The sequence below is a fragment of the Thermoclostridium stercorarium subsp. stercorarium DSM 8532 genome, assembly GCF_000331995.1.
Classification (GTDB): Bacteria; Bacillota; Clostridia; order DSM-8532; family DSM-8532; genus Thermoclostridium; species Thermoclostridium stercorarium.
The window spans coordinates 1746665-1769677 of the sequence record NC_020134.1 but is presented as its reverse complement, the minus strand read 5'-3'; the positions used below and the strand labels follow the sequence as shown (position 1 = coordinate 1769677).

The window sequence follows — 23013 nt, the reverse complement described above, 5'->3', positions numbered from 1 at the left end:
GTTCCATAAAAACTAAATTCTTTGAGTCAGCTTCAGGTAAAAATAAAAACCACTGTTTATTTGCTGGCTGTTATTTTAAAAATGATTAAAATTGCGTTGCTGATTGGTCAGCGGATGATTGTTGATAATATGCCCGGTGATGTGTTATAATCTATAAAAAATTCCGCAGAAGCGGAACAGTCGTTTTAAAAAGTTACCCGGGCCGCTACGAAAGAATGAAAATACCACGAAGGTATTTGCTTTCAGAAGAAAGCGAATATTTTCGTGGTTTTTTATTTTATTTCATATTAAAAACAAAAATGTACGGAGGAGATGACAGATGAGACGAAATTCACCAACAAACGTCGTGCTGGCAGGGTTTTTTATCGCACTTGGAATTGTGTTGCCCTCTGTCACAGGACATATACCTGAAATCGGAAGAATGCTTTTGCCTATGCATATTCCTGTTTTGCTCTGCGGGTATGTATTGGGCTGGCCTTATGGGCTGTGGGTTTTATTACGCCGTTGCTAAGAAGCATTTTGTTTGGCATGCCGCCGATGCTTTCTGCTGTGGCAATGGCTTTTGAACTTGCCGCATACGGTTTTGTAACCGGAATTTTGTATAAGGTTTTTGAAAAGAAAAATATATTTATTTATGTTACATTGATTATTTCCATGATTTGTGGGAGAATTGTATGGGGAATTGTGAGCCTGGCACTGTATGGTTTAGGATTCAGCAATTCTCCGTTTACTTGGCAGGTGTTTTTTGCAGGGGCTGTTGGCAACGCCATACCGGGGATTATTCTGCAAATAGTATTAATACCTGCCGTTGTTATTGCATTAAAAAGGGGAAACCTGATATACAATGAGTGATATAAAGGAAATTTTGCTGAGACATTATAATACATATCCGAAAATGCAGATACAGGACATGGTTAAGCTTATATATCAGAATGAATTTGCCGGGGGGCATTTCATTGACAGCGAACCGGAATGCCGAAAGCGTTTACAGGCTGAAATAGACGAAATTATCAGCAGCCGGTTGGGCAGTGAAAGCCCCCTTTTTGAAGACATAGGGAACGGTCTTGTGCGTCTGTATCTGCACAGAATATCCGAATTTAAAATAAGTATTGCTACAATAAACCGTTTTTTTATGAACACATCCAATTCAATTCGGGGAAACGCTGAAAGTTTTGAAAGAAAAGTGAATATAATGAAGAAATGTTGTGAAGACGGATTGTTACCTTTTAAAAAGGATGAAGTGGAGGTATTTGTTGAAGCTCTTAAGGAAAAGGGGTATCCTCCTGTAAGCCACAGTGAGGAATACAGAAAGGCATATAATCCTCACTATCGGGTAATACGGGCGGAATACGGAACTTTTTTTGATGTGTTTTTAAAAATCGACCTTTTGCTAAAAGAAAAGGAAATTGTAATCGTTGCAATAGACGGAAACAGCGGTGCCGGGAAAAGCTTTCTGGCAGAGTTGCTTGGCGGGATATATGACTGCAATATATTCCATATGGATGATTTTTTTCTTACGCCGGAGCTCAGAACCGAAGAACGGCTTAAGGAGCCCGGGGGAAACGTTGATTATGTCCGTTTCAGGCATGAGATTTTGGACAATATCAGAAAAAAAGAGGTGTTTTCATACCGCAGATACAACTGTTCAACATGTGAATTTGAAGCACCGGTCAGGGTTTTCCGAAAAAGGCTGAATATAGTTGAAGGCAGTTACAGCCTGCATCCATATTTAATAGACGAATATGACTTGAAAATATTCCTGCATATTGATGAGGAGAAGCAAAAAGCGCGGATTTTTGAAAGAAACGGACCTGAAATGTTTGAGCGCTTTATTAACGAATGGATACCTTTGGAGAACAGATATTTCTGTGAACTTAAAATACCACAGAAATGTGATTTGGTTTATGAACTTTGATGCCTCAGCATAACTTTTTCATTTTAAAGCGGAAATGCAGGTGGTATAATAATATAAATCATGCATATTGTTTAACCATAGTGGTCGTGATATTTAAGAGGAGGACGGGATGGACGGAAAAATTCCCGAAAAGGGATTTTTGTGCTTTATTACAAGGCTTTTTATAAAAAATCACGATGGCGTAACTAACCGAAATGTTCGAAAACAGTACGGGACTTTTGCCGGTATGGCAGGTATTGCAGTGAATTTACTGCTATTTATTTTTAAGTTTATTGCAGGTATACTGTCGGGAAGCATAGCCGTTGTCAGTGACGCTTTTAACAATTTGTCGGATGCCGCTTCTTCGGTTATTTCGTTTATCAGTTTTAAAATTTCAAGCAAACCCGCTGACAGGGAACATCCCTTCGGACATGCAAGAATAGAGTATATATCTTCTTCACTGGTTGCCGTAATTATTCTTTTTATAGGTATTGAGCTTTTAAAAAATTCCATTGGGAAAATCATTAATCCCGGGACAGTTGTTTTGAGCACGTTAACTGTTATTATTCTGGGTTTATCCATTGTTTTGAAGTTGTGGCTTTATTTTTTGAATAAAAGAATAGGAAAGTATATTAATTCTTACCTTATGCATGCCACTGCCGCCGATAACCTGTCCGATGTGTTTGCAACGTCAGCGGTGCTCGTGTCAGTTGCAACAGAGCAATTTACCGGGATCGGCATTGACGGGTACATGGGAGTTATCGTATCGGGGGTTATAATGCTTTCTGGGATAAAGATATTAAAGGAAATGATGGACAGCATAATAGGGCGGGCTCCGTCAAAAGAGATTATAAGCCTTATTGAGAACTATATTCTTAAGTATGACGGGGTCTTGGGCATTCATGATCTTGTAGTCCATGACTACGGGCCGTTGCACTGTTTTGCCTCCGCTCATGTCGAAGTGGATGCAAATGAGGATTTATTAAAAAGCCATGATTTGATCGACCATATTGAAAGGGATATATCCATTGATCACGGAATACATCTGGTTATCCACCTTGACCCGATAGTTACTGACGATCCGTATGTAAATGAATTAAGAGAAAAAACCGAACGTATCGTTAAAGAAATCGACGCTTCGCTTTCGGTTCATGATTTCAGAATCATTAAAGGTTCTACTCATAATAATCTTATATTTGACGTACTTATGCCTTATTACTGCAAACTAAGTGAAAAGGAAATAGAGGAAAGGATAATTGAAAAAATAAGTGAAATTGACAAAACTCTTTTTGTAGTCGTAACAATTGACAAATCTTTTGTTTCCACACCAAATCAAAAGGCTGTAAAATGAAATTTGTCTTTTCTTTCCTTGACATTGATTGCCTAACCATTTTATAATAAAACAGTTATACTGATAAACTAATTTTATGTAACCCGCCACCTATTTCAGGTGGCTCAAACTGTTTTGATATATACTTGGTGAGGGAAAGGGGGAATTATCTTTGACATCCGACAGGGAACATATTTGTGAACAGCTTCAGGATCTGTTGAAACAAATCAGCATGGTACTAAGCTATATTCTTTCAAAAGTGCTTGAAGATTCCGCCCTTACTTTCCACCAGGTTTACGTTATGAAAATAATAGGTGCAAAAACGGATGTAAATTTGACTTCCCTATGTAAAGAGCTTAATCTGTCAAAAGGTGCAATGAGTCTGACTGTTAACAGACTTGAAGAAGAAGGGTATGTAAAGAAATGTGAAAACCCTTCGGACAGAAGAAACAGAAATATCGTTCTTACTCCCAAAGGCGAGGAAGTTTTAAACAGTACGCGGGAAAAGCTCAGGGAAGCGTTTGACAAGCTCACAAAGGATTTGACCATCGAAGAACTGGAAAATATAAAAAACAGCCTCATGAGGCTGAATGAAACGATGTGCGGCGCCATGAAACAATATCATGTATATCAGGAACAAAAATAAATTAACATAAATTTACGGTAGGGAGTGTTTGACATGCTGTTTGGTAGCAAGGAAGGCAAAATTGCCAGTCTCATCAAAAAAGGAAAGTGGGAAGTCCTTAGCAAAAAATATTTGAATGCTGATTCCGATACCAAAATAATATTGGCCAGGGAATGCGCAAAGGCAAATGATCCTGGTGTTAACAGCTTACTTTCCACTCTTCTCCGGGATCCTGATCCGAAAGTCCAGATGGAGGCTGTAAAAGCCCTTGCGGTTACAGGTAAGGATCATGAAGTTGCCCAGCTTCAGTGGTTGCTTGAACATGTTCCCGATAATAACCAGGAACTTAAAGAGGCAATTGAACATGCAATAGGCAATTGCCGCGGCAGAAGGTAATTATTATACAAAATTTTAAAAGCCATACCTGTTGGGTATGGCTTTTAAAATCTCATTCATTATTTTCCGAGTTATCGTCGGTTTTATCTTTATTCTCCTGTATATACACAATGGCCTTTTCCAGTTGGTGATCTCTGATTTGCAACACTTTTATATTAAGACCGTAGCCTTCAACTTCAGGGGTATTTCCGTCTTCCGGTATGTAACCCAATATTCCGAAAACGAAGCCGCCGAAGGTTTCATATTCATCATAGGGCAAATTAATGTCCAGCGCTTCGGAAACGGCTTTCAGCGAAGTGAGGCCGTTAATTTTCCATGTACGGGAATCAACCCTTTCTATCAAAGGCTTGGGTTCTTCCTGCGATGTTTCGTCATCGTCAAAATCTCCGACTATTTGTTCAAGCAAATCTTTTATAGTTATAATACCGCTCATACCGCCGTATTCATCCAGGACGATTGCAAAGTGGTTGCGGCTTTGTTTCATGTTGCGGAACAAAACGTCGGTACGTACCGTTTCGGGTACAAAATACGGGGGTTTTACCGCATATTTCATTACATTTTCCCTTGACTTGTCTTTAAGCCTGAAATAGTCCTTGGTATTAAGTACTCCGACTATGTCATCCGTATCTTCATCGCATATGGGGTAATAAGTATGTCTGCTCTCTATTATTGTTTTTTCCCACTGTTCGTCGCTTTCATCAAGCCACAGTATCGAGACCTCCGTTCTGTGAGTCATCACTTCTTCCGCGGTCTTGTCGTCAAACTCAAAAACATTCTGAATCATTTCCTTTTCTGAGTGGTTAATGGCGCCCTTTTTGCTTCCCTCATCAACCATCATGCGTATTTCTTCTTCGGTAATCTGTTCGTCGGCTGCCGTTGGATCAATGCCTAACAGCCTGAGCACGCCGTTTGTGGACAATGTGAGGAATGAAACGACGGGAGCAAAAATCTTCGATATCACATATACCAGTCCTGATATTCCCAGGGCTATTTTTTCGGTATATCTCATAGCAATTCTTTTAGGAACAAGTTCCCCCAGCACAAGGGTAAAATAGGACAGGATTAGCGTAATTACAATAACCGATATTGTATTCAATGTAGCCGCCGGAATTTTTACTCCCATATTTATAAGACTGTCCACTATGCGGTCGGAAAAATTGTCTGCCGCAAAAGCGCTTCCCAGAAACCCTGCCAGTGTAATTCCAACCTGTATTGTTGCAAGAAAGCGCGCAGGCTGTTCAGTAAGTTTCAGAAGCCTTAATGCCCGTTTATTGCCTTCTTCGTTTGCCAGCTTCTCCATTTTGCTGTCGCTCATTGATATCACGGCAATCTCGGCGCTTGCAAATAAAGCATTAACAATAATCAGAAAAAATTGCAGCAATAGATTACCAATTACAGAATTGTCTGACAAATAAAAAACCTCCTTAATGAATTATAAGCATAATAGTATTTTATTATACATTTACTACCATTTAAAAAATAAAAGCACACACAAGGAAAGCAGCTAAGCGCCCTTCCCCCGTGTGTGCTTATATTAACAGATACATAACGATATTCATTTTCGATATATTTAATATATTTAATATATTTATATTTATAGTAATGTTTCGCTCAGGTAACGGCGAATCGTCCATTTAATCTATCACTCCTGTTAGGATAGATTATACTAACAAAGGAATTCAAAGTCAATAAGGGCACAAAGTCGGTAAAGTGCATGATGATAAGCCACGGGCTTTCAGCGGGTATTCAGCTGTAAGGAAATATGTTGCAATATTGCATATGTTAAGGTTTTAATGGGAATTAAAAATAAAAATAGCATTAATATTATAAAACAATCAGAAATAACCGATATAAATAATAGAGTTATTTTTTTAAGGGGAAATGAATATGAGAAAAAACGAAAAGCCGGTTGTGGTTTTTATTTCACATATTCTCACGTCAGTTTTTCCAATTGTTTTGATAACATTATCTTTCTTTTACAAACCCGAAATTTTAAAATTAATAATTTACATTTCATTATTTCTTGCGCTGGCGGGAAACATACCGCTGATTCTGATCTCAATACGAATGAATGCAGAATACAAATTTCTGGCAGAAACCCTGTTAAATGCCAGTAACGGTGATTTGCTTGCAGCGATGCAACGGAATAAAAATAAAGGGGCAAAAGGTATTTTGACGGAATTTGAAAAATTCATTAAATATCTTGACGATGTATTTTCGAAAGTGGGACATTCAGCGGAAGAAGTTAAACATCTTGTAAATACCGTTAAAGCCACGTCAAAAGAAGCGTCCGAAGTGGCAAACCAAATAGCCGCATCAGCCGAACTGGTATCAAAAGGGGCAATAGAACAGGCGAATGACGCAGAGGAGAGTACTAAAATAACCTCTGAGCTTTTGACCATGTTTGAAGAGGTTGCAAAATCCGCAGAAATTATGACACGAAAGGCTGAAAATACAAAAGCCGTGTCCGAGTTCGGGAAGGCAAACATTAATGAGCTGCTTGATAAAAGCAAGCTGACCGAAATCAATATGGGGGAAATAAACAGTAAAATTAACGAACTGAATAAGATGGCCGAGAATATAGACAGGATAACCACAGCCATGGCGCAGATTGCAGGCCAGACAAATCTTCTGGCTCTGAATGCATCAATAGAAGCCGCACGGGCCGGAGAAGCCGGTAAAGGCTTCGGAGTGGTTGCCGAGCAGATAAAAAGGCTGGCCCAGCAAAGTGCGGTTTCGAGTGAAGAAATTAAAAAGATTGTACTCGGTATACAGAATCAAATAAATGTAACCACCGAAACAATATTGGCTACTTCCGATACAATAAGGCTTCAGACCCAATCGGTGTATAAAACGCGAGATGCGTTCAACGAAATCTCAAAGGCGATAAATGATTTATATAATCAGCTGATTGAAGTCAAAACCGGAATCGGAATTCTGGACAAGGTTAAACAAAAGCTTTATAATTCCATAGCCAATATTTCTTCCGTCGCTGAAAAAACAGTTGCTTCAACCCAGGAGATTGCCACTCTTATGTTTTCCCAGACCAATTCTTCGGAAATACTTGTTCAGCTTTCTGAAAGTTTTGATACCCTCATTAAGAATCTTGATGATGCTTTAAACAAGTTTAACTATACCAAAGTTGAAGCCAGAAAACGTTCTTTTGCAATAATTCCATGCGTCGATATAGAATTTTTCTCCGAGACAAGGGAAGGGGCAGAAGATGCGGCGGCAAAACTGGGGGTGGATTTAATATGGCGTGCTCCCGAGAAATATGATTCCAGACTCCAGGCCGAATTGATAGACGAAGTTGTAGCAATGGGTGTTTCGGGAATAGGGATAGGCCCAATTGACGGGCCTGAAGTGAGGGAAAGCCTGAAAAAGGCCATGAATATGGGAATCAAGGTAATTTGTTTTGACACCGATATACCAGATATCGGAAGGGATGCATTTATAGGAACCGACAACTACAAAGCGGGAATAACTTTCGGCGAACTGGTTGCGAAAAAACTTAATTATAAAGGCCGTGTTATCGGAACACAGGCCAAAAAACAGACTTTAAACCAGAAAGAGCGCATGGCCGGGTTTATCGAAACAATAAAAAAATACCCTGACATTGAGCTGGTTGAAATATGTGAAACCGATGAAAAAGACGGAGAACGGAGATGGCAGGCCGTTAAGGCCTTTATTCAGAAAATAAGAAATTTTGACTGCTTTATATGTATGGATGCTTCTGGAAGTTACATAGCGGGAAAAATCAGGGAAGAGCTGGGCATAACGCCTGTCTGTGTGGTATTTGACAAAACCGAGTACTCGGAAAAACCCGTAAGGGACGGCTATACCACTGTGCTTGCCCAGAGGCCAAGGTTATGGGGTGAACTCTGTGTCAGAAGGCTTAATGAATTATGCAACGGTAAAACTATAAAAGAAAAGGAAGATACAGGTATATATGAGATAAACAGAAACAATGTGAATATATTTTTCAAGTAGATTTATTTGAAATTCATGAAATTAGGCATTCCCTTTCAGTAAGTTAACAAATGCGCTTGGTGTAATACCTTCATACTTTTTGAAAAGCTGAGTCAGGTACTGCGGATTGTTTCCGCAGCCAACCATTTCTGCCACAGTATATATTTTTTCATCCGGGTTTTTGCGTAAAATATCTTTTGCATTCTCTACTCTTAACCTGCCGAGAAAAGTAGAGAATTTTTCGCCTGTTATTTTGCAGAACTGTCTGCTGACATAGTCAACATTCATGTAAAGATAATTTTCGGCAATATATTTTAGCGTGAGGGAGGGATTGGAAAAATTTTCTTTAGCATACTCAATGCATTTTTTTATAAATTCCTTTGAACTGTCCAACGGTTTTGAATTTCTGATTATTTTTTGGCTTAGCAGTTTCAGATGGCCATTCAGAAATTCCATGATTTCTTCTTTTGTTTTTGAGTTTTCCAGTTCATTATAATATATTGAGGAATCGATTAAGTTAACATAAGAGTACCAAATATTTGTCAGAAAGCTCAATACCACAGCTTTTACGTAATCACAGTCATTGTTGTCCGACAACAAGTTAAACATATCATTTATGATTTCTTCAGGTTGCTTTATCTTTTCAATAAAATCCTGACTCAGTTTTCTTGCTATTTTAAAAATATAACTCGGCACGGTTTTTTTCTTACTGCAGCAGTCTTCTATTGCCTGCTTTACGGTATTGATAATTGTTTCCTTGCTGCAAGGCTTTAGAATATAATATTTTACATTTAAGGCCATAGCCGTGCGGGCGTATTCAAACTCACTGTATCCCGAAAGAATGATAAACTCTATGTCCTTATTAAGCTGCCTTATTCTTTTTATTAGTTCCAGTCCCGAAAACACTGGCATACGAATGTCTGTCATAACTATATCGGGGTCTTCGTCTATTATCATATCAAGGCCTTCCATACCGTTTGAACATAACCCGACAAGTTCTACATCTATACTTTTCCAGTCTATCATTGAACCGATTGTTTCGCGGATTATTTTTTCATCGTCAATTATTATAAGTTTGTACATGTTCCTCCTCCTTTAATTCACTCTCTATTTTTGGCAGTTTAATTCTTACAACGGCCATATTGTCTTCATTGGATACGGTTAAACCGTAATTTTGGCCATACGCAAGCTGCAGTCTGTCGTGTATGTTACGAAGTCCAATTCCAAATCCCTGTGGCACAACATGTTGTTCCTTGATTTTGTCTATAATGTTTTCCTCGAATTCTGAACCGGTGTTTTTAACGGTAATACATATGTCATTTCCACACTGTTTTACGTAAATATAAATATAGCAGGTATCCATATTTTCTTCCAGACCGTATTTAATTGCATTTTCAACAATGGGTTGTATGGTTATTTTCGGGATTCGGCAGTTTAGCAAAGTTTCATCGGCGTCAATGTAATATTCCAGCCGATTCTCGTAACGGATTTTCTGAATTGTCATGTAATTATTTACCAGTTCAAGTTCGCTTTTTATGGTGACTATATCGCTGCGCTCGAGTGTACTCCTCAGGGTACTTCCAAGAGCGCGGACAAGCTGAGCAATCTTGTGCTCGCCTGCTGCCTCGCTGTACCAGTTGATTGTTTCAAGAGTATTATACAGGAAATGGGGATTAATTTGCTGTTCAAGCTGTTTAAATTGCGCTTCTTTAAGCAGAAGTTGTTTTACATAATTGTCGTTAATCAGTGTTCGTATCTGATCAGCCATTTTGTCAAACTGTTGATGAACCATACCTATTTCATCATTCCGTTTTGAATAGTCATAGCCTACGTCAATTGACTCAAAATTACCGTTGCTGTATATTACCATCTTTTTTATTAAATTGTCAAAATGTATTGTAATTGAATCGAGAATGTGCTTGCTTGTAAAAAAAAGTATTGACGCGACTAAAATGATTACAACTGTCGTTATGATGTAAATAGAACGTAAAAGGTGGTAATTTTCGTAATAAGCCATATAAAAATACCTTAATCCGAGCAGTTTAAAATGGCGTTCCATGACAAAATAATTTTTTCCGTTTATTTTAAGCACTTTATACTCCCTGTTCATACTTAGAATTTTTTTGCAGATTGCTTCGGGCAGTTTCTGGGAAGAAAAAAGAACCTCTTCATCATTTGCAAGAAGGAGGATGGTCTGTTCTGATGTATTATTCGCTTTTGAAAGATCTTTTAAAAGCCGCTGAACATTAAGGCGTATGGCAAGTACACCGTGGTTTATGAAAGTATAGTCATCGATTGTATGTATAACACGGGTCAGGAAAATGCCTTCCTTGTCCTCGTCAAGAAAACAGTATTCAACTTTTCCGTTCTTTTCCACGGCAACTTCATTCAGTTTACGGCGCGAATCTTCCTTAATCATCGACGCCACAGGGTAGTATCTTGAATACCGTATAATCGAACCGTCTTCATCACGGTACTTTCCGTTTTGCCATAAATATATATAAGAAATATAAGGATTATTATTGCAGTAGTTTGCCAAAGCCTTGGTTATTTCTCCTGTTCTGGCAAATTCAGGCTTATTGTTGGTAACGGGCTCCTTTACGTAATTCAGTAACACGGGATCTTCCGCCATAAGTACCGCAATCCCTGAAGTCGCATCGAATACGCTTTCAAGACGTTCGGCTGCATAACTCATGGCTTCGGTCATGGAATGTTGCAGCATTTTATTGCTTATATGCCAAAGGACTATAGTTATCAGGATCGAAAAAACGCAGATAATGGAAATTGCTATCATAAGCATGGATAAAAGTTTGCCTTTAAGTGTGTTGGGTTTTAGTATTGAGCTAATTTTGTCGAACACCGCACCATCTCCGTCATATTGTGATGCTAAAGTCATGTCCGTATATATAATAGCATAAAAAAATATTTTATTGATGTTGTTTTTTGTGCAAAAAGTCAGTTTTTTAATGGTGAAACTCAGTTTTGTTATATTCGAAAATTTATAAAACCATGATAAAATTAGTACATAAAAATCTCAGAAGTTAGCAGGAGTGTTCTATGGACTCGGTGGCGAACAAAAAATTTGTAAAAAAATGTCCCGGATATTTTCATCAGCTTGTCAGAGATATTGTGAAAAATCGGTGGTTATATTTGATGCTTGTACCGGGAGTAATATGGTTTTTAATTTACAGGTACCTCCCAATGTTAGGGCTTTATATAGCCTTTTGCGATTTCAATGTTGTTAAGGGTATTAAAGGCAGCGAGTTTGTGGGTTTAAAATATTTTAAATATATTTTCTTTGAACATCGCAATTTCTGGCAACTGGTTGAAAATACCCTTGCAATCAATGTTTTGAAACTAATATTTTATTTTCCGGCTCCGATAATTTTTGCAATTATGTTAAACGAGATTATGAATGTTAAATACAAAAGAACTCTTCAGACACTGATATATCTTCCCCATTTTGTATCATGGGTTGTATTCGGAAGTATCATTATTACGTTCCTAAGTCCAACTGATGGCATTGTAAACCAGGTAATAAAATTAATGGGGAAGGAACCAATTTTCTTTATGTCAGAGCCCAAATATTTCCGATGGATTGTGGTTGCTTCTGATATATGGAAAGAAGCCGGCTGGGGAACTATTATATATTTGGCTGCAATTACAAATATTGATCCTCAGTTGTATGAAGCAGCTAAAATCGATTCGGCAAACAAACTGCAGCTCATACGGTATATTACCATACCCTGTATTTCAGAAACCATAATCGTTATGTTGCTTCTGGACATTGGAAGAATTATGAACGTAAGTTTTGAACAGATTTATGTTCTGGCTAATCCTACAGTATACAGTACAGGCGATGTCATAAGCACATATGTTTACAGAGTGGGTATTGGAAACGGACGCTTCAGTCTTACCACCGCTATTGGTCTTTTTCAGTCGGTAATAGGCTTTATACTTCTTTTAATCTGTAATGCTATAAGTAAAAGATGCTTTGAAAAAAGCTTATGGTGAGGGATGATTTCTGTGGGTAAAAACAGGGAGCAAATCAGGGAAGAAACCGATGTAATTAAGATAATCAGTTATATTGTAATGACATTGTTTGGTCTTATGTGTCTGTTCCCATTTTACTATATTTTTGTCGTTTCAATAAGTGCTCCCCAATTTGTCCGTGAGGGTCAGATAATTCTGTGGCCTAAAGGTTTTTCACTTCAGGCGTATAAAGTTACCTTCAATCACGCACGTTTTTATTCATCCTTCAGGATATCGGTAATACGGACTTTAATTGGTACGGCACTGGGAGTTACCCTTTCAAGTTCGCTTGCATATGCGGTGTCAAGGAAGTATCTCAGAGGAAGAAAGTTTTTCATGGTGTTTATCGTTTTTACGATGTTATTTAACGGCGGAATAATTCCGACATATCTTGTTGTGCGGTATACAGGTTTGATTGATTCAATTTGGGCATTGATAATTCCTAATATGATAAATACATTCAACGTAATAGTTCTGGTAAACTTTTTCAAAGGTATTCCCGATGAAATTGAAGAGTCAGCTAAAATAGACGGGGCAAACGACCTGATAATATTCTATAAGCTGATGATCCCGGTGGCTATGCCGGCGATTGCGACCATTACACTTTTCATTTCAGTATATCACTGGAATTCATTGATGGATGGTATCCTTTATATAAATACTCCTTCTAAAAAACCTCTTCAGGTATACCTAAACGACATCGTCGCAGCAGGTCAGACCGATGACCTTTTTGGCGATGCTTCAGCGCGCTGGATGCCAACGCTTTCACTTAAAACTGCCACTATTTTTGCTTCCACACTGCCGATCTTAATGGTATATCCCTTCCTGCAAAAATATTTTGTGAAGGGCATTATGGTCGGTTCTGTGAAAGGATAAATTGTGAATTTAAAAGGAGGTATATCTTATGAGGAAGGCCTTAGCGGTGATTTTGTGTTTGGTGTTAGTCGTGTCCATCGCCGCTTGTGGCAAGACAGATACCGGAACGACTGCAGCGGATTCAGGTGGAAAATCTGAAACGGGCTCTGCCCAGCAGTCAGGCACAAATACTGATAAACGGGTGAAACTGACTTTCCTTTGCCAGATTAATGTAGACACCGAAGGGTATGACGTAAACGACAACCCGTATATCAACTATCTGCGTGATACACTGAATATTGATATTGAAATTATCAGTGAAAGTTCAAACTATGAAAATAAGGTTAATACCGTTATGGCATCAGGGGATTACCCGGATTATGTGCAGCTTTCAAAATCACTATATTTTAAATACGCTTATGACGGTGCGCTGATAAAACTTGATGATTTGCTCAATGAAACCGATTATCCCAATCTGATGGCCGGCGTTGACGAAAAGTACTGGAATTACTCAAAAATAGACGGAAGTATTTATGGAATACCTTTTGTAAGGTATGATACTACCCCGTATCTTTCATATGCAAGGAAAGACTGGCTTGAGAACCTGGGCATTGATCCTTCAACTTTAAAAACTGTAGACGACTATTACAATATGTTATATGCTTTTACGTACAATGATCCCGATCGCAACGGTCTTAATGATACATATGGCTTAAGCGGCTGCAGTGGCGGCACGGCCATGAACAGTGTTGCGGAACGTTATATGGGAATGCTTTTCATAGATGCTTTTGATGCAGCTCAGTTCCAGGTAGTGGATGGAAAAGTGATTCCCAATTATATTACCGATGGATACAAAGATTATCTGAAGTTCCTTGCAAAGCTTTATGCTGACGGTATCATAGTTCCTGACTACATAACAAAGACGCAGAAACAGACCGAAGAAGAGTTTATGAATGGAAAATTTGGAGTTCTGAACTTATTCTGGTCGCTTTCAACCTTAAGTTCAATGAGAGAAAATCTGTATCCTCTCAGACCTCCGCAGAAAGTTAACGGAGGAGGAGAGTCAAAATATGTATACGCAACACCTATAAGACATTGGATAGGAATTACAACAGCGTGCAAGTATCCTGAAAAAGTACTTCAGATATTTGACTGGTCTGAAACAGATGAAGGTTCGGTATATGTTCATGCAGGAATTGAAGGCTGGGATTACGACAAAGTTAACGGTGAAATAGTAATCCGTGAAGACAGGGCCGGAATTAACTGGGCATGGCGCTTTATTACCCTTGGACATCAGAAGAGCAAAGTAGACAGCCAGCTGCTTCCAATCCTTACCCAGTCATGGGGAGAACTTGCAATGGAGCATCTTAAGCTTTCCGAACAGTATGGAACAAATGACCCGATTTATGTATCAGCCCCGGAATTCAGTGAACTCAGTGATTATGACTTTGACACATATGTAGCGTCATACCGTGACGAAGTGATTATGGGTAAAAAAGACATAGACGCTACATGGGATGATTATGTTGCAGGCTGGTATAAATATGGAGGGGAACGCTGGGTAGAACTTTATACTGAATGGTATAATAATTCATATAACAAATAACCGTGTTTGCATACTGAATGATGTCTGTGAAAAGGGGGGGCACAGGCATCAGTTATATTATTTCAGGGGTGAATTGAATGGACGATAAAAAAATTTTGCTTTTCAGCAACGATTTTACTGATTTTCCCATCGGACCTTTTCCATATGATCCGGAACATTCCGCAATGGGGGAATATCACTATTACCCTGTAAAAGGGTATACGGGGCAGTGGTATGATCCGATAACCGATTCCAACTACCGCGGACCTTCGTGGATTGTTACCGAAGAAGACGGCAAAAAATTCATGGAGCAGATGCGCGTACTTACCCCCGGAAAGCATATATCATGTCCTACACTTGTAGCAGGCGACAAGGACTGGGAAGATTATACCGTTTCGGTCAGAATGCGGCCTTTGTATACAAAAGAGCCCGCCGGCCTGCTTTTCAGGTATCAGACAAGCCTTATGCATTATGCTTTCATGCTGTGTGATCAGAAGGCCTGCTTATACCTCGTAGAGAAGGAAAAGAGGGAACTTCTTGGCGAGGCAAATTTTGACTTCAACTGCGACACGTTTTATGAGCTGAAGGTGGACGTAAAAGGCCATTTAATGAAATGTTATGTCGACAATAAGCTGCTGATAGAAGCGGTAAACGACCGTTATTCATATGGTTCTATTGCGATTGCGGCTTATATGCCCACTCAGTTTACCGACGTAAAAGTTTGCTGCGATTCTGATGAATATCAGAATTATATCAGGAAGAAACAGGTAAAAGAAAAACGCGTCGCCGATAAGCGCCTTAAATACCCGCAACCGAAACTTGTTAAAATTATAGATCTCAAGGATTTCGGAGCAGGAAGGCAGATACGTTTCGGGCACCTTACCGGAACCGATGAATGGTTTTTTGTAATGGCGCAGCATCAGAAACGCGTATATAAGGACAGGTATGCCGTTATAAGCTGCCTTACGGCAGTGAGCATTGAAACCGGAGAAGTCCTGTGGCAGATAGGTGAGCCGAGCAGATTAAAAGACAATGCGTATCTTACCGCGGATCTGCCTTTCCAGGTATACGATATTGACGGCGACGGCGCTGACGAAGTCATAATGTCCAGAAATTTTAAACTGATGATTCTTGACGGGAAAACAGGAAAGGTGAAAAAAAGCGTTCCGACGCCGTTTAATGAAGACCCGGCAGATAAGCTTTGCGGCATTGAATTTAAAAAACATGCCTTCGACAGGGTAAACGTTGACGCAATACGAATTGTTAATGTTTCAGGCAAGGAAAGGCCGACAGATATTCTGATAAAAGACAGATACAGCCGTCTTTGGGTGTATGACAGCGACTTGAATTTATTATGGAAGTTCACTCACAACAATACCGGGCATTTTCCGTATTCCTGCGATATTAACGGGGACGGAAAGGACGAGATTATAAGCTGCTACAATCTTGTTTCCAGTGACGGAAAACTGATATGGAAGCTGCCCATTGAAACCGATCATGTGGACGAAATCATTTATGGTAAATTTGATCCCGATCGGGATGAATTAATAGCCCTTGTGGCAGGCTGGGAAGGCTTTATGATTGTGGACAAGAACGGAAACATTCTTGTGCGGGATATTAACGGTCACGGACAGCGTATCAGCGCAGGTAAATTCCGCTCAGACATACCGGGGCTTCAGATTTGTACCACGACGTACTGGGGAAACCAGGGGATTATATACCTGTACGACTGCAAGGGAAATGAAATCTGGCATATGGAACCATCGAGCAACGGAAATATTATTGCGCCTGTTAACTGGTGCGGTGACGGGACTGAACTGATACTGCTTAACGGGAATGTCAAATACGGCGGAATGATTGACGGCGAAGGTGATGTGGTTGTGTCATTCCCTGACGACGGACATCCGGATTTATGTGCCGAAGTTATTGATATCATGGGGGATGCAAGGGATGAAATAATACTGTGGGATGAGAACAAAATGTACATATATACTCAGGACAGACCCTGTGAAATTGCCGACAGGGAATATGTGCCTGATAAATACCCGCGCTATAATTTCTCAAATTACCGTGGTGAATATTCCTTTGCCAGATGGAGGGACAAAAAGTAAATTTCTTATTATAAAAAGCCGGTAAAATTCATTTACCGGCTTTTTATATCAGGTTCAAAAGTCCAAAGCCTCTCTGTTGCCGAACTTGTTGTTTATAATACCGGCGAAATGAATGAGAATGTCTTTACGGTTCAGATCGGGATTTTGCAGCACGCAAAGAAATAAAGTATTTAATATAACCCCAAGGTTTTTTCCCGGTTTAACGCCCATTGCTATAAGGTCGCTGCCGTTAACGGCCAATTCAGAAAGGCTTAAACAGTGCTTTTCAGCGATTATTCGCTCAAAGGATATTTCCGCGTCTGATATATTGGTTTGGTACAAGCCAAAAGCTTTCATAATATTCAGGGCACGGGCAAAAGGTTCACAACCGGTGTCCGCCAGAGTAAGACGCATTACGAACTGATTTTTCGGCAGTCCGGTTTTGAGCGTCACTGAAATTTTCAGAATGTCATTTTTCAGTTTGTTGCTCATTCTAAGGCACGAACAGATTTCTTTTATATTTCCCGGATCACGAATTTCAGCAAGCCACAGAAAACCTGCCCATCTTGTTGAAATTTCCTCAGGAAGTTTTTTTAAAAGCGAGAAATCCCCTTTTTCGGAAAAGAAAACGGGAAAGATGAATTTTAACAGTCCTGTTTCAAACAAACTCCCGAAAGCTTCAGTATGCGATGAGAGCAAAGTTTTGTTCAGTTCCTCCAGTATTCTTTCGCGGCTGATTGCACTGATGTTTCCGGAAAGCTCCTTTATTGCCGAAAAGGTATCCGGATCGATTGAAAAACCGTAAGCAGCCTGAAAACGAATGGCCCTGAGCATCCTTAGCGCGTCTTCGCCAAATCTTTCCCTCGGATTGCCAACAGTCCTTATCACCATTTTCCTGAGGTCGTTAATGCCGTTGAAAGGATCTATAACGCCCTTAACGGGGTGATAAGCCATCGCATTAATAGTGAAGTCCCGTCTTTTGAGATCTTCAGTGAGGGAGTCAGAAAATATTACTTTCTCCGGATGCCTGAAGTCGGTATAACCGGATTCAATCCGGAAAGTTGTAACTTCAAAGGGAGTATTGTTTATAATAACGGTAACAGTTCCGTGTTTTATGCCTGTCGGAATGCTTCTGGGAAACAATTCCATAACCTGTTCGGGATAAGCCGACGTACATATGTCGTAATCCTTTGGCTTAAGCCCGAGAAGCATGTCACGCACGCAACCGCCTACGATATACGCCTCATACCCGTGTTTTTCAAGCGTGTTTATAATTGTCATCACTTCGTCGGGTAAATGCATAAAGCCTCCTGAAAGTTCTGATTATTATCAAATTATACGGAACTATTATAACATTTTTCTGGCTTTATTAATAAATGAATGTCTGCTATGGAGATTATAACAAAAAAATGCGGGAAATAATAAAAAAAGCCTCCAAGAGGCCTGAAGTCATTTAAATTGCAATTTAAAGCTTTACTGTGATATAATCATATGGTTGAGTATGGATGCAGAGACCGGGCTGGGGTTTAAAATATATAAAATATAAAAGAATATGGAGGTTATCGTGGCAAACAGAAAGAAAAACAAGCTAAGAGTAATTCCGTTAGGCGGTCTTGAAGAGATAGGTAAAAACATGACGGTTTTCGAGTATGGTGAAAGTATCATTGTTGTGGACTGCGGAGTGGCTTTTCCTGAAGATGAGATGCTGGGTATTGATCTGGTGATTCCCGATGTTACCTATCTTGAGAAAAATCTGTCGAAGGTGAAAGGGATTATCGTTACCCATGGCCATGAAGATCATATAGGAGCTCTGCCGTATGTATTGAACAGAATTCCGGTGCCTGTTTATGGAACCGATCTTACACTGGCGTTGATTGAAAACAAACTTGTAGAGCACCAGATGCTGAACAGGGCTGAGCTTAGGGCGGTAAGAGCGGGTCAGACCATTCAGTTGGGAGCATTTAAAGTGGAGTTTATCAGATCAACTCACAGCATAGCAGATTCGGTGGCACTTGCAATCCACACGCCTGTTGGTGTGGTCCTTCATACTTCCGACTTTAAGATTGATCATACTCCCATTGAAGGCGAGCCGATAGACCTTGCACGGATAGCTGAACTGGGCAAAAAAGGCGTTTTGCTTTTGATGGCGGACAGCACCAATGTTGAACGCCCCGGTTACACAATGAGTGAAAGAACTGTCGGAGAAACCCTTGATAATGTGTTTAAGGATGCGAAATCCAGGATTATAGTTGCCACTTTTGCGTCGAATATCCACAGGATACAGCAGATTGTAAATTCTGCGATGAAGTTTAACCGGAAAGTGGCGCTGAACGGCCGAAGCATGATTAATGTAGTAAAAACGGCAATGAAACTGGGATATCTGAATATTCCTCCGGATGTTTTGATTGATATAGACAGGATACAGAAACTTCCGAGAAATCAGATAGTGATGATTACAACCGGCAGTCAGGGCGAGCCTATGTCGGCGCTTTCGAGAATTGCTTCGAACAGCCACCGCAAGGTAAGCATAGAAAAAGGCGACCTGGTTATTATATCGGCAAGCCCAATACCTGGAAACGAGAAATATATCTCCCGTGTCATAAACGATTTGTTCAAACAGGGGGCAAACGTTATATATGAAGCCCTTGTTGAGGTTCATGTTTCGGGACACGCCAGGCAGGAGGAGCTTAAACTTATTCACAGGCTGGTTCGTCCCAAATTTTTTATGCCTGTTCATGGTGAATACAGGCATCTGAAACAGCATGCGAACCTTGCCCAGTCCCTTGGTATGCCGGAGGAGAATATTTTTATTATGGAAAACGGACAAGTATTGGAATTGTCCCAGAGAAAGGCTCAGATTGCCGGAACGGTGCAGGCGGGGAGTATTCTTATTGACGGCCTTGGGGTTGGAGACGTGGGCAATATTGTTCTTAGAGACAGAAAGCACCTTTCCGAAGACGGCTTGATTGTTGTGGTGGTTACGGTTAATTCGGATGGCAAAATATTAACAACCCCAGAGGTTATATCAAGAGGCTTTGTATATGTTAAAGAGTCGGAAGAATTGATGGACGAAATAAGAGAACTGACGCTTGAAATTATACAGAAAAATCTTGGAAAGAGAAAAAGCAGTTATGCGAACATCAAAAACAATGTCAAGGATGAACTGAGTTCATATCTTTACCAGAAAACCAAGAGAAAACCCATGATTTTGCCTGTAATTATTGAAATACCGTGCTGACGTAAACGGAAAAAAGCCCCGGACAGAAATTCCGGGGCTTTTTTACAGGCTAAAATTTGATATCAGCGGGCTCTCCAGACATAGTCATTTATTCTAAGCTGCTCTCTGAATCTGTACAAGTCAGTGGTATTTTCATTAATCAGAACAAACTCGATTCCCGCCATTTCTGCCCAGTCCATCATATGCTCGGTTGTAACTGAATATGAGAAAGACGTATGGTGCGCCCCACCGGCAAGAATCCATGCTTTGGCGGCATCGCGGAGCGAAGGCTTTGGCTTCCAGAGAACTCTTGCCACCGGCAGCCTCGGCATATCCTTCGTGGGTTCAATGGCCTCAACTTCGTTTACAATCAGGCGGAAACGATCTCCCAAGTCAACCAGAGACGCGGCGATGGCAGGGCCGCTTCTGCCTTTGAAAACCAGACGTGCAGGATCGGCTTTTCCGCCGATGCTTAACGGGTGGACTTCAATCCTCGGTTTCTCAGCAGCCACGGAAGGGCAGACTTCAAGCATGTGGGCGCCGAGAATCATTTCATTGTTCTGTTCGAGGTGATAAGTGTAGTCCTCCATAAAGGATGTTCCTTCAGGCAAGCCGGTATTCATAATTTTCATTGTGCGAACCAAAGCAGCCGTTTTCCAGTCTCCTTCGGCGCCAAATCCGTAACCTTCATGCATAAGATGCTGAACGGCAAGGCCGGGAAGTTGCTTTAATCCATGCAAGTCTTCAAAGGTTGTGGTAAATGCGGTATATCCGCCATCATCGAGGAATTTTTTCAAGCCTGCTTCTATCTTTGCCTGTTCCCTGATTGCGTCATGGGTATTGGGATCAGACGGGAATTCGTACAGTTTTTTGTATGTTTCCAATACATTTTCAATTTCGTCGTTTGTTACTTTGGAAACGTAATCCACCAGATCCCCTACGCCGTATCCGTCCACAGACCAGCCAAATTTAATTTGAGCCTCAACCTTGTCACCTTCGGTAACGGCCACCTGGCGCATATTGTCTCCGAAACGCGCAACCTTGATATTTTTACCTTCAACAAAAGCGATTGCTGCGTTCATCCAAACCTGTATTTCGCGGCTCACTTCTGGGTCTTTATAATATCCTACAACAACTTTCCTTGGTATGCGCATTCTGGCGCCGATAAATCCATATTCCCTGTCGCCGTGGGCTGACTGGTTAAGGTTCATGAAATCCATATCGATGGTATCCCAGGGAATTTCGCAATTGAACTGGGTATGGAGGTGAAGGAGAGGTTTTTTAAGCTCATTTAATCCGGATATCCACATCTTCGCAGGCGAGAAAGTGTGCATCCATGTAATGATTCCCGCACAGGTCTTGTCGAAATTGGCTTCGGCGCAGAGATTGAGAATTTCTTCGGGAGTTGTAAGGACGGGTTTAAATACTACGTTGCAGTGAGGCAGGGTGTTCTGGTCAAGCCACGAGGCAATTATTTCCGAATGCCTGTTAACCTCTTTCAGCGTGTCGTCGCCGTACAAATGCTGGCTTCCGGTTACAAACCAAAAGTTATAGTTTTTTTGTATCATCATGCTTCCCCCTTAAAAATATATTATTTTGCCGGCGTCAATTTTATTTTGAACCGGTTTACTGATTTTACCGAAAACCGGTTTTCATTTGTCAGGCCTGTTATAGCCACATTCGGTAATTATATTTATGCTGTACCGGTTAATTGTATGCACAACCTGAAATAAATGCAAAACTTTACGTCTTTCTTGCTACAATTAAATTATAACAGTAAATGCTGAAAAAGAAAATAGTTTTGTTTCAAACTGTTTTTTTTGGTTGTGCATACAAGTTGTGCATGATATAATATACATATACAGTGATATTGTCTGTTGGTGGTGAGCTTTTTGGAACAGGACAAGCCAAAGTACCTGCAGCTTAAGGAATATCTGATTGGTCTTATTGAAAACAATGAACTGCCGCGGGGAAACAAAATTCCTTCAGAAAACGAACTTGCGGAAAAATTCCATATAAGCAGGCATACCGTAAGAAGGGCAATAAGTGAGCTAGTCAATGAAGGCGTTTTAATAACAAGCCAGGGCAAAGGTACGTTTGTAAACAACGAGCCCAAAAGCAGGCAAAACCTGATAGGGGTTATTACAACGTACATAGGGGACTATATTTTCCCTTCCATAATCCGAGGCATTGATCAGGTTCTGAGTGAGAACGGATACAGTATTGCCCTTGGATGTACGAACAACCAGTTTGACAAGGAAAGGCAATGCCTTGAGAATTTCATGAAGCAGGACATTAAAGGACTTATTGTCGAGACAACAAAAAGCGCTCTGCCCAATCCTAATATTGAACTGTATGATGAATTCAGAAAGAGAAATATACCTGTTTTGTTCATGCACGGCAGCTACAAAGGTTATTCCGCGTCTTCAATATATGAAGACGATGTTGAGGCGGGATATATTGCCACAAAGCACCTGATAGAACTTGGTCACAGGAAAATCGCCGGAATATTCAAAATTGACGATATTCAGGGTCATGCAAGATTCGAAGGTTACTGCAGGGCGCACAGGGAGTCGGGGATTGATATAAACGATAAAAGAATTATGTGGTTCGGCACCGACGACATGCTGTATAAGTTCGGCAAACAGTCGGGTGATATGGTTATTGAGTTTCTGGAAGATTCAACTTCACTTGTATGTTACAACGAGCAGATAAGCATTAAAGTCATTGATATTATCAGAGAAAAAGGATTAACAATTCCGGAACGGTTGTCGCTGGTCAGTTTTGACGATTCGGAGCTGGCCGTGGCTTCAGAGGTGAAAATGACAACGGTTGCCCATCCCAAGGAAAAGCTGGGTATAGAGGCTGCAAATCTAATGCTGAAAATGATAAAAGAAGGAGACGGTATTTTTAAAGTTAAAATGACCCCCGAGCTTGTTGTAAGAAACAGCACGGGGCGGGTAAACGGCTGAACGGGTTACCCGCATGAGGGGCCTTGATATAAAATTTATGAAACGGAG

18 protein-coding genes are annotated in these 23013 nt (G+C 40.3%); 13 read left to right on the top strand and 5 right to left on the bottom strand.

Annotation, left to right across the window (positions count from 1 at the left end):
• The first annotated feature begins 319 nt into the window (after nt 1-319).
• The 6 genes from CST_RS13865 to CST_RS07690 all read left to right on the top strand — a co-directional run bounded on the left by CST_RS13865 (nt 320) and on the right by CST_RS07690 (nt 4245).
• Nucleotides 320-511: a hypothetical protein gene (locus CST_RS13865; protein ID WP_015485030.1), complete on the top strand. Its 192-nt coding sequence runs from the start codon at nt 320-322 to the stop codon at nt 509-511.
• On the top strand, nt 487-852 hold the full coding sequence (locus CST_RS07710) for an ECF transporter S component (RefSeq protein ID WP_338064561.1): 366 nt from the start codon (nt 487-489) through the stop codon (nt 850-852). The genes CST_RS13865 and CST_RS07710 overlap by 25 nt, the downstream gene beginning before the upstream one ends.
• Nucleotides 845-1915: a uridine kinase family protein gene (locus tag CST_RS07705; protein WP_015359303.1), complete on the top strand. Its 1071-nt coding sequence runs from the start codon at nt 845-847 to the stop codon at nt 1913-1915. The genes CST_RS07710 and CST_RS07705 overlap by 8 nt, the downstream gene beginning before the upstream one ends.
• Nucleotides 1916-2024: 109 nt before the next feature.
• Nucleotides 2025-3245, top strand: coding sequence for a cation diffusion facilitator family transporter (locus CST_RS07700; RefSeq protein ID WP_015359302.1), 1221 nt, complete (start codon nt 2025-2027; stop codon nt 3243-3245).
• A 151-nt stretch (nt 3246-3396) separates the two neighbouring features.
• Nucleotides 3397-3870: a MarR family winged helix-turn-helix transcriptional regulator gene (locus tag CST_RS07695; protein WP_015359301.1), complete on the top strand. Its 474-nt coding sequence runs from the start codon at nt 3397-3399 to the stop codon at nt 3868-3870.
• Nucleotides 3871-3903: 33 nt separating this feature from the next.
• Nucleotides 3904-4245, top strand: coding sequence for a HEAT repeat domain-containing protein (locus CST_RS07690; protein ID WP_015359300.1), 342 nt, complete (start codon nt 3904-3906; stop codon nt 4243-4245).
• 52 nt (nt 4246-4297) lie between these two features.
• On the opposite strand, the gene CST_RS07685 is transcribed toward CST_RS07690, so the two are convergent.
• Nucleotides 4298-5656, bottom strand: a complete 1359-nt coding sequence (locus CST_RS07685) for a hemolysin family protein (protein ID WP_015359299.1) — start codon at nt 5654-5656, stop codon at nt 4298-4300.
• A gap of 476 nt (nt 5657-6132) precedes the next feature.
• On the opposite strand from CST_RS07685, the gene CST_RS07680 reads away from it, so the two are divergent.
• Entirely contained in the window at nt 6133-8235 is a 2103-nt protein-coding gene (locus CST_RS07680) for a substrate-binding domain-containing protein (RefSeq protein WP_015359298.1), read from the top strand.
• A gap of 21 nt (nt 8236-8256) precedes the next feature.
• Here CST_RS07680 and CST_RS07675 read toward each other — a convergent pair whose 3' ends face one another.
• Together CST_RS07675 and CST_RS07670 are read right to left on the bottom strand one after the other, a co-directional pair.
• Entirely contained in the window at nt 8257-9297 is a 1041-nt protein-coding gene (locus CST_RS07675) for a response regulator transcription factor (RefSeq protein ID WP_015359297.1), read from the bottom strand.
• Nucleotides 9275-11074 (bottom strand): sensor histidine kinase, encoded by a 1800-nt coding sequence (locus tag CST_RS07670; RefSeq protein ID WP_015485027.1) that lies wholly within the window; start codon nt 11072-11074, stop codon nt 9275-9277. The genes CST_RS07675 and CST_RS07670 overlap by 23 nt, the downstream gene beginning before the upstream one ends.
• Nucleotides 11075-11271: 197 nt before the next feature.
• Here CST_RS07670 and CST_RS07665 point away from each other — a divergent pair, with 197 nt between their 5' ends.
• The 4 genes from CST_RS07665 to CST_RS07650 all read left to right on the top strand — a co-directional run bounded on the left by CST_RS07665 (nt 11272) and on the right by CST_RS07650 (nt 16797).
• Nucleotides 11272-12228, top strand: a complete 957-nt coding sequence (locus CST_RS07665) for an ABC transporter permease (protein ID WP_015359295.1) — start codon at nt 11272-11274, stop codon at nt 12226-12228.
• A 12-nt stretch (nt 12229-12240) separates the two neighbouring features.
• Nucleotides 12241-13122, top strand: coding sequence for a carbohydrate ABC transporter permease (locus tag CST_RS07660; RefSeq protein WP_015359294.1), 882 nt, complete (start codon nt 12241-12243; stop codon nt 13120-13122).
• Between the two features lie 28 nt (nt 13123-13150).
• Nucleotides 13151-14707 (top strand): type 2 periplasmic-binding domain-containing protein, encoded by a 1557-nt coding sequence (locus tag CST_RS07655; RefSeq protein WP_015359293.1) that lies wholly within the window; start codon nt 13151-13153, stop codon nt 14705-14707.
• A 77-nt stretch (nt 14708-14784) separates the two neighbouring features.
• Nucleotides 14785-16797 carry a rhamnogalacturonan lyase family protein gene (locus CST_RS07650; RefSeq protein WP_015359292.1) on the top strand — a complete coding sequence of 671 codons (2013 nt, stop codon included), beginning with the start codon at nt 14785-14787 and terminating at the stop codon, nt 16795-16797.
• 54 nt (nt 16798-16851) lie between these two features.
• Here CST_RS07650 and CST_RS07645 read toward each other — a convergent pair whose 3' ends face one another.
• A complete protein-coding gene (locus CST_RS07645; protein ID WP_015359291.1) occupies nt 16852-18078 on the bottom strand; it encodes a CCA tRNA nucleotidyltransferase in 1227 nt (408 codons plus the stop codon).
• Between the two features lie 262 nt (nt 18079-18340).
• Between CST_RS07645 and CST_RS07640 the strand changes: the two genes are divergently transcribed.
• Nucleotides 18341-20014, top strand: coding sequence for a ribonuclease J (locus CST_RS07640; RefSeq protein ID WP_015359290.1), 1674 nt, complete (start codon nt 18341-18343; stop codon nt 20012-20014).
• A gap of 62 nt (nt 20015-20076) precedes the next feature.
• Here CST_RS07640 and araA read toward each other — a convergent pair whose 3' ends face one another.
• Entirely contained in the window at nt 20077-21564 is a 1488-nt protein-coding gene (araA, locus tag CST_RS07635) for an L-arabinose isomerase (protein ID WP_015359289.1), read from the bottom strand.
• Between the two features lie 321 nt (nt 21565-21885).
• On the opposite strand from araA, the gene CST_RS07630 reads away from it, so the two are divergent.
• Nucleotides 21886-22965, top strand: coding sequence for a GntR family transcriptional regulator (locus CST_RS07630; protein ID WP_015359288.1), 1080 nt, complete (start codon nt 21886-21888; stop codon nt 22963-22965).
• Nucleotides 22966-23013: the final 48 nt, after the last annotated feature.

Bases quoted from the DNA above. Each gene is read 5' to 3' on its own strand.
- CST_RS13865 (WP_015485030.1), top strand. From the start codon at position 320: ATGAGACGAAATTCACCAACAAACGTCGTGCTGGCAGGGTTTTTTATC.
- CST_RS07705 (WP_015359303.1), top strand. From the start codon at position 845: ATGAGTGATATAAAGGAAATTTTGCTGAGACATTATAATACATATCCG.
- CST_RS07700 (WP_015359302.1), top strand. From the start codon at position 2,025: ATGGACGGAAAAATTCCCGAAAAGGGATTTTTGTGCTTTATTACAAGG.
- CST_RS07690 (WP_015359300.1), top strand. From the start codon at position 3,904: ATGCTGTTTGGTAGCAAGGAAGGCAAAATTGCCAGTCTCATCAAAAAA.
- CST_RS07680 (WP_015359298.1), top strand. From the start codon at position 6,133: ATGAGAAAAAACGAAAAGCCGGTTGTGGTTTTTATTTCACATATTCTC.
- CST_RS07675 (WP_015359297.1), bottom strand. From the start codon at position 9,297: ATGTACAAACTTATAATAATTGACGATGAAAAAATAATCCGCGAAACA.
- CST_RS07665 (WP_015359295.1), top strand. From the start codon at position 11,272: ATGGACTCGGTGGCGAACAAAAAATTTGTAAAAAAATGTCCCGGATAT.
- CST_RS07655 (WP_015359293.1), top strand. From the start codon at position 13,151: ATGAGGAAGGCCTTAGCGGTGATTTTGTGTTTGGTGTTAGTCGTGTCC.
- CST_RS07650 (WP_015359292.1), top strand. From the start codon at position 14,785: ATGGACGATAAAAAAATTTTGCTTTTCAGCAACGATTTTACTGATTTT.
- CST_RS07645 (WP_015359291.1), bottom strand. From the start codon at position 18,078: ATGCATTTACCCGACGAAGTGATGACAATTATAAACACGCTTGAAAAA.
- araA (WP_015359289.1), bottom strand. From the start codon at position 21,564: ATGATGATACAAAAAAACTATAACTTTTGGTTTGTAACCGGAAGCCAG.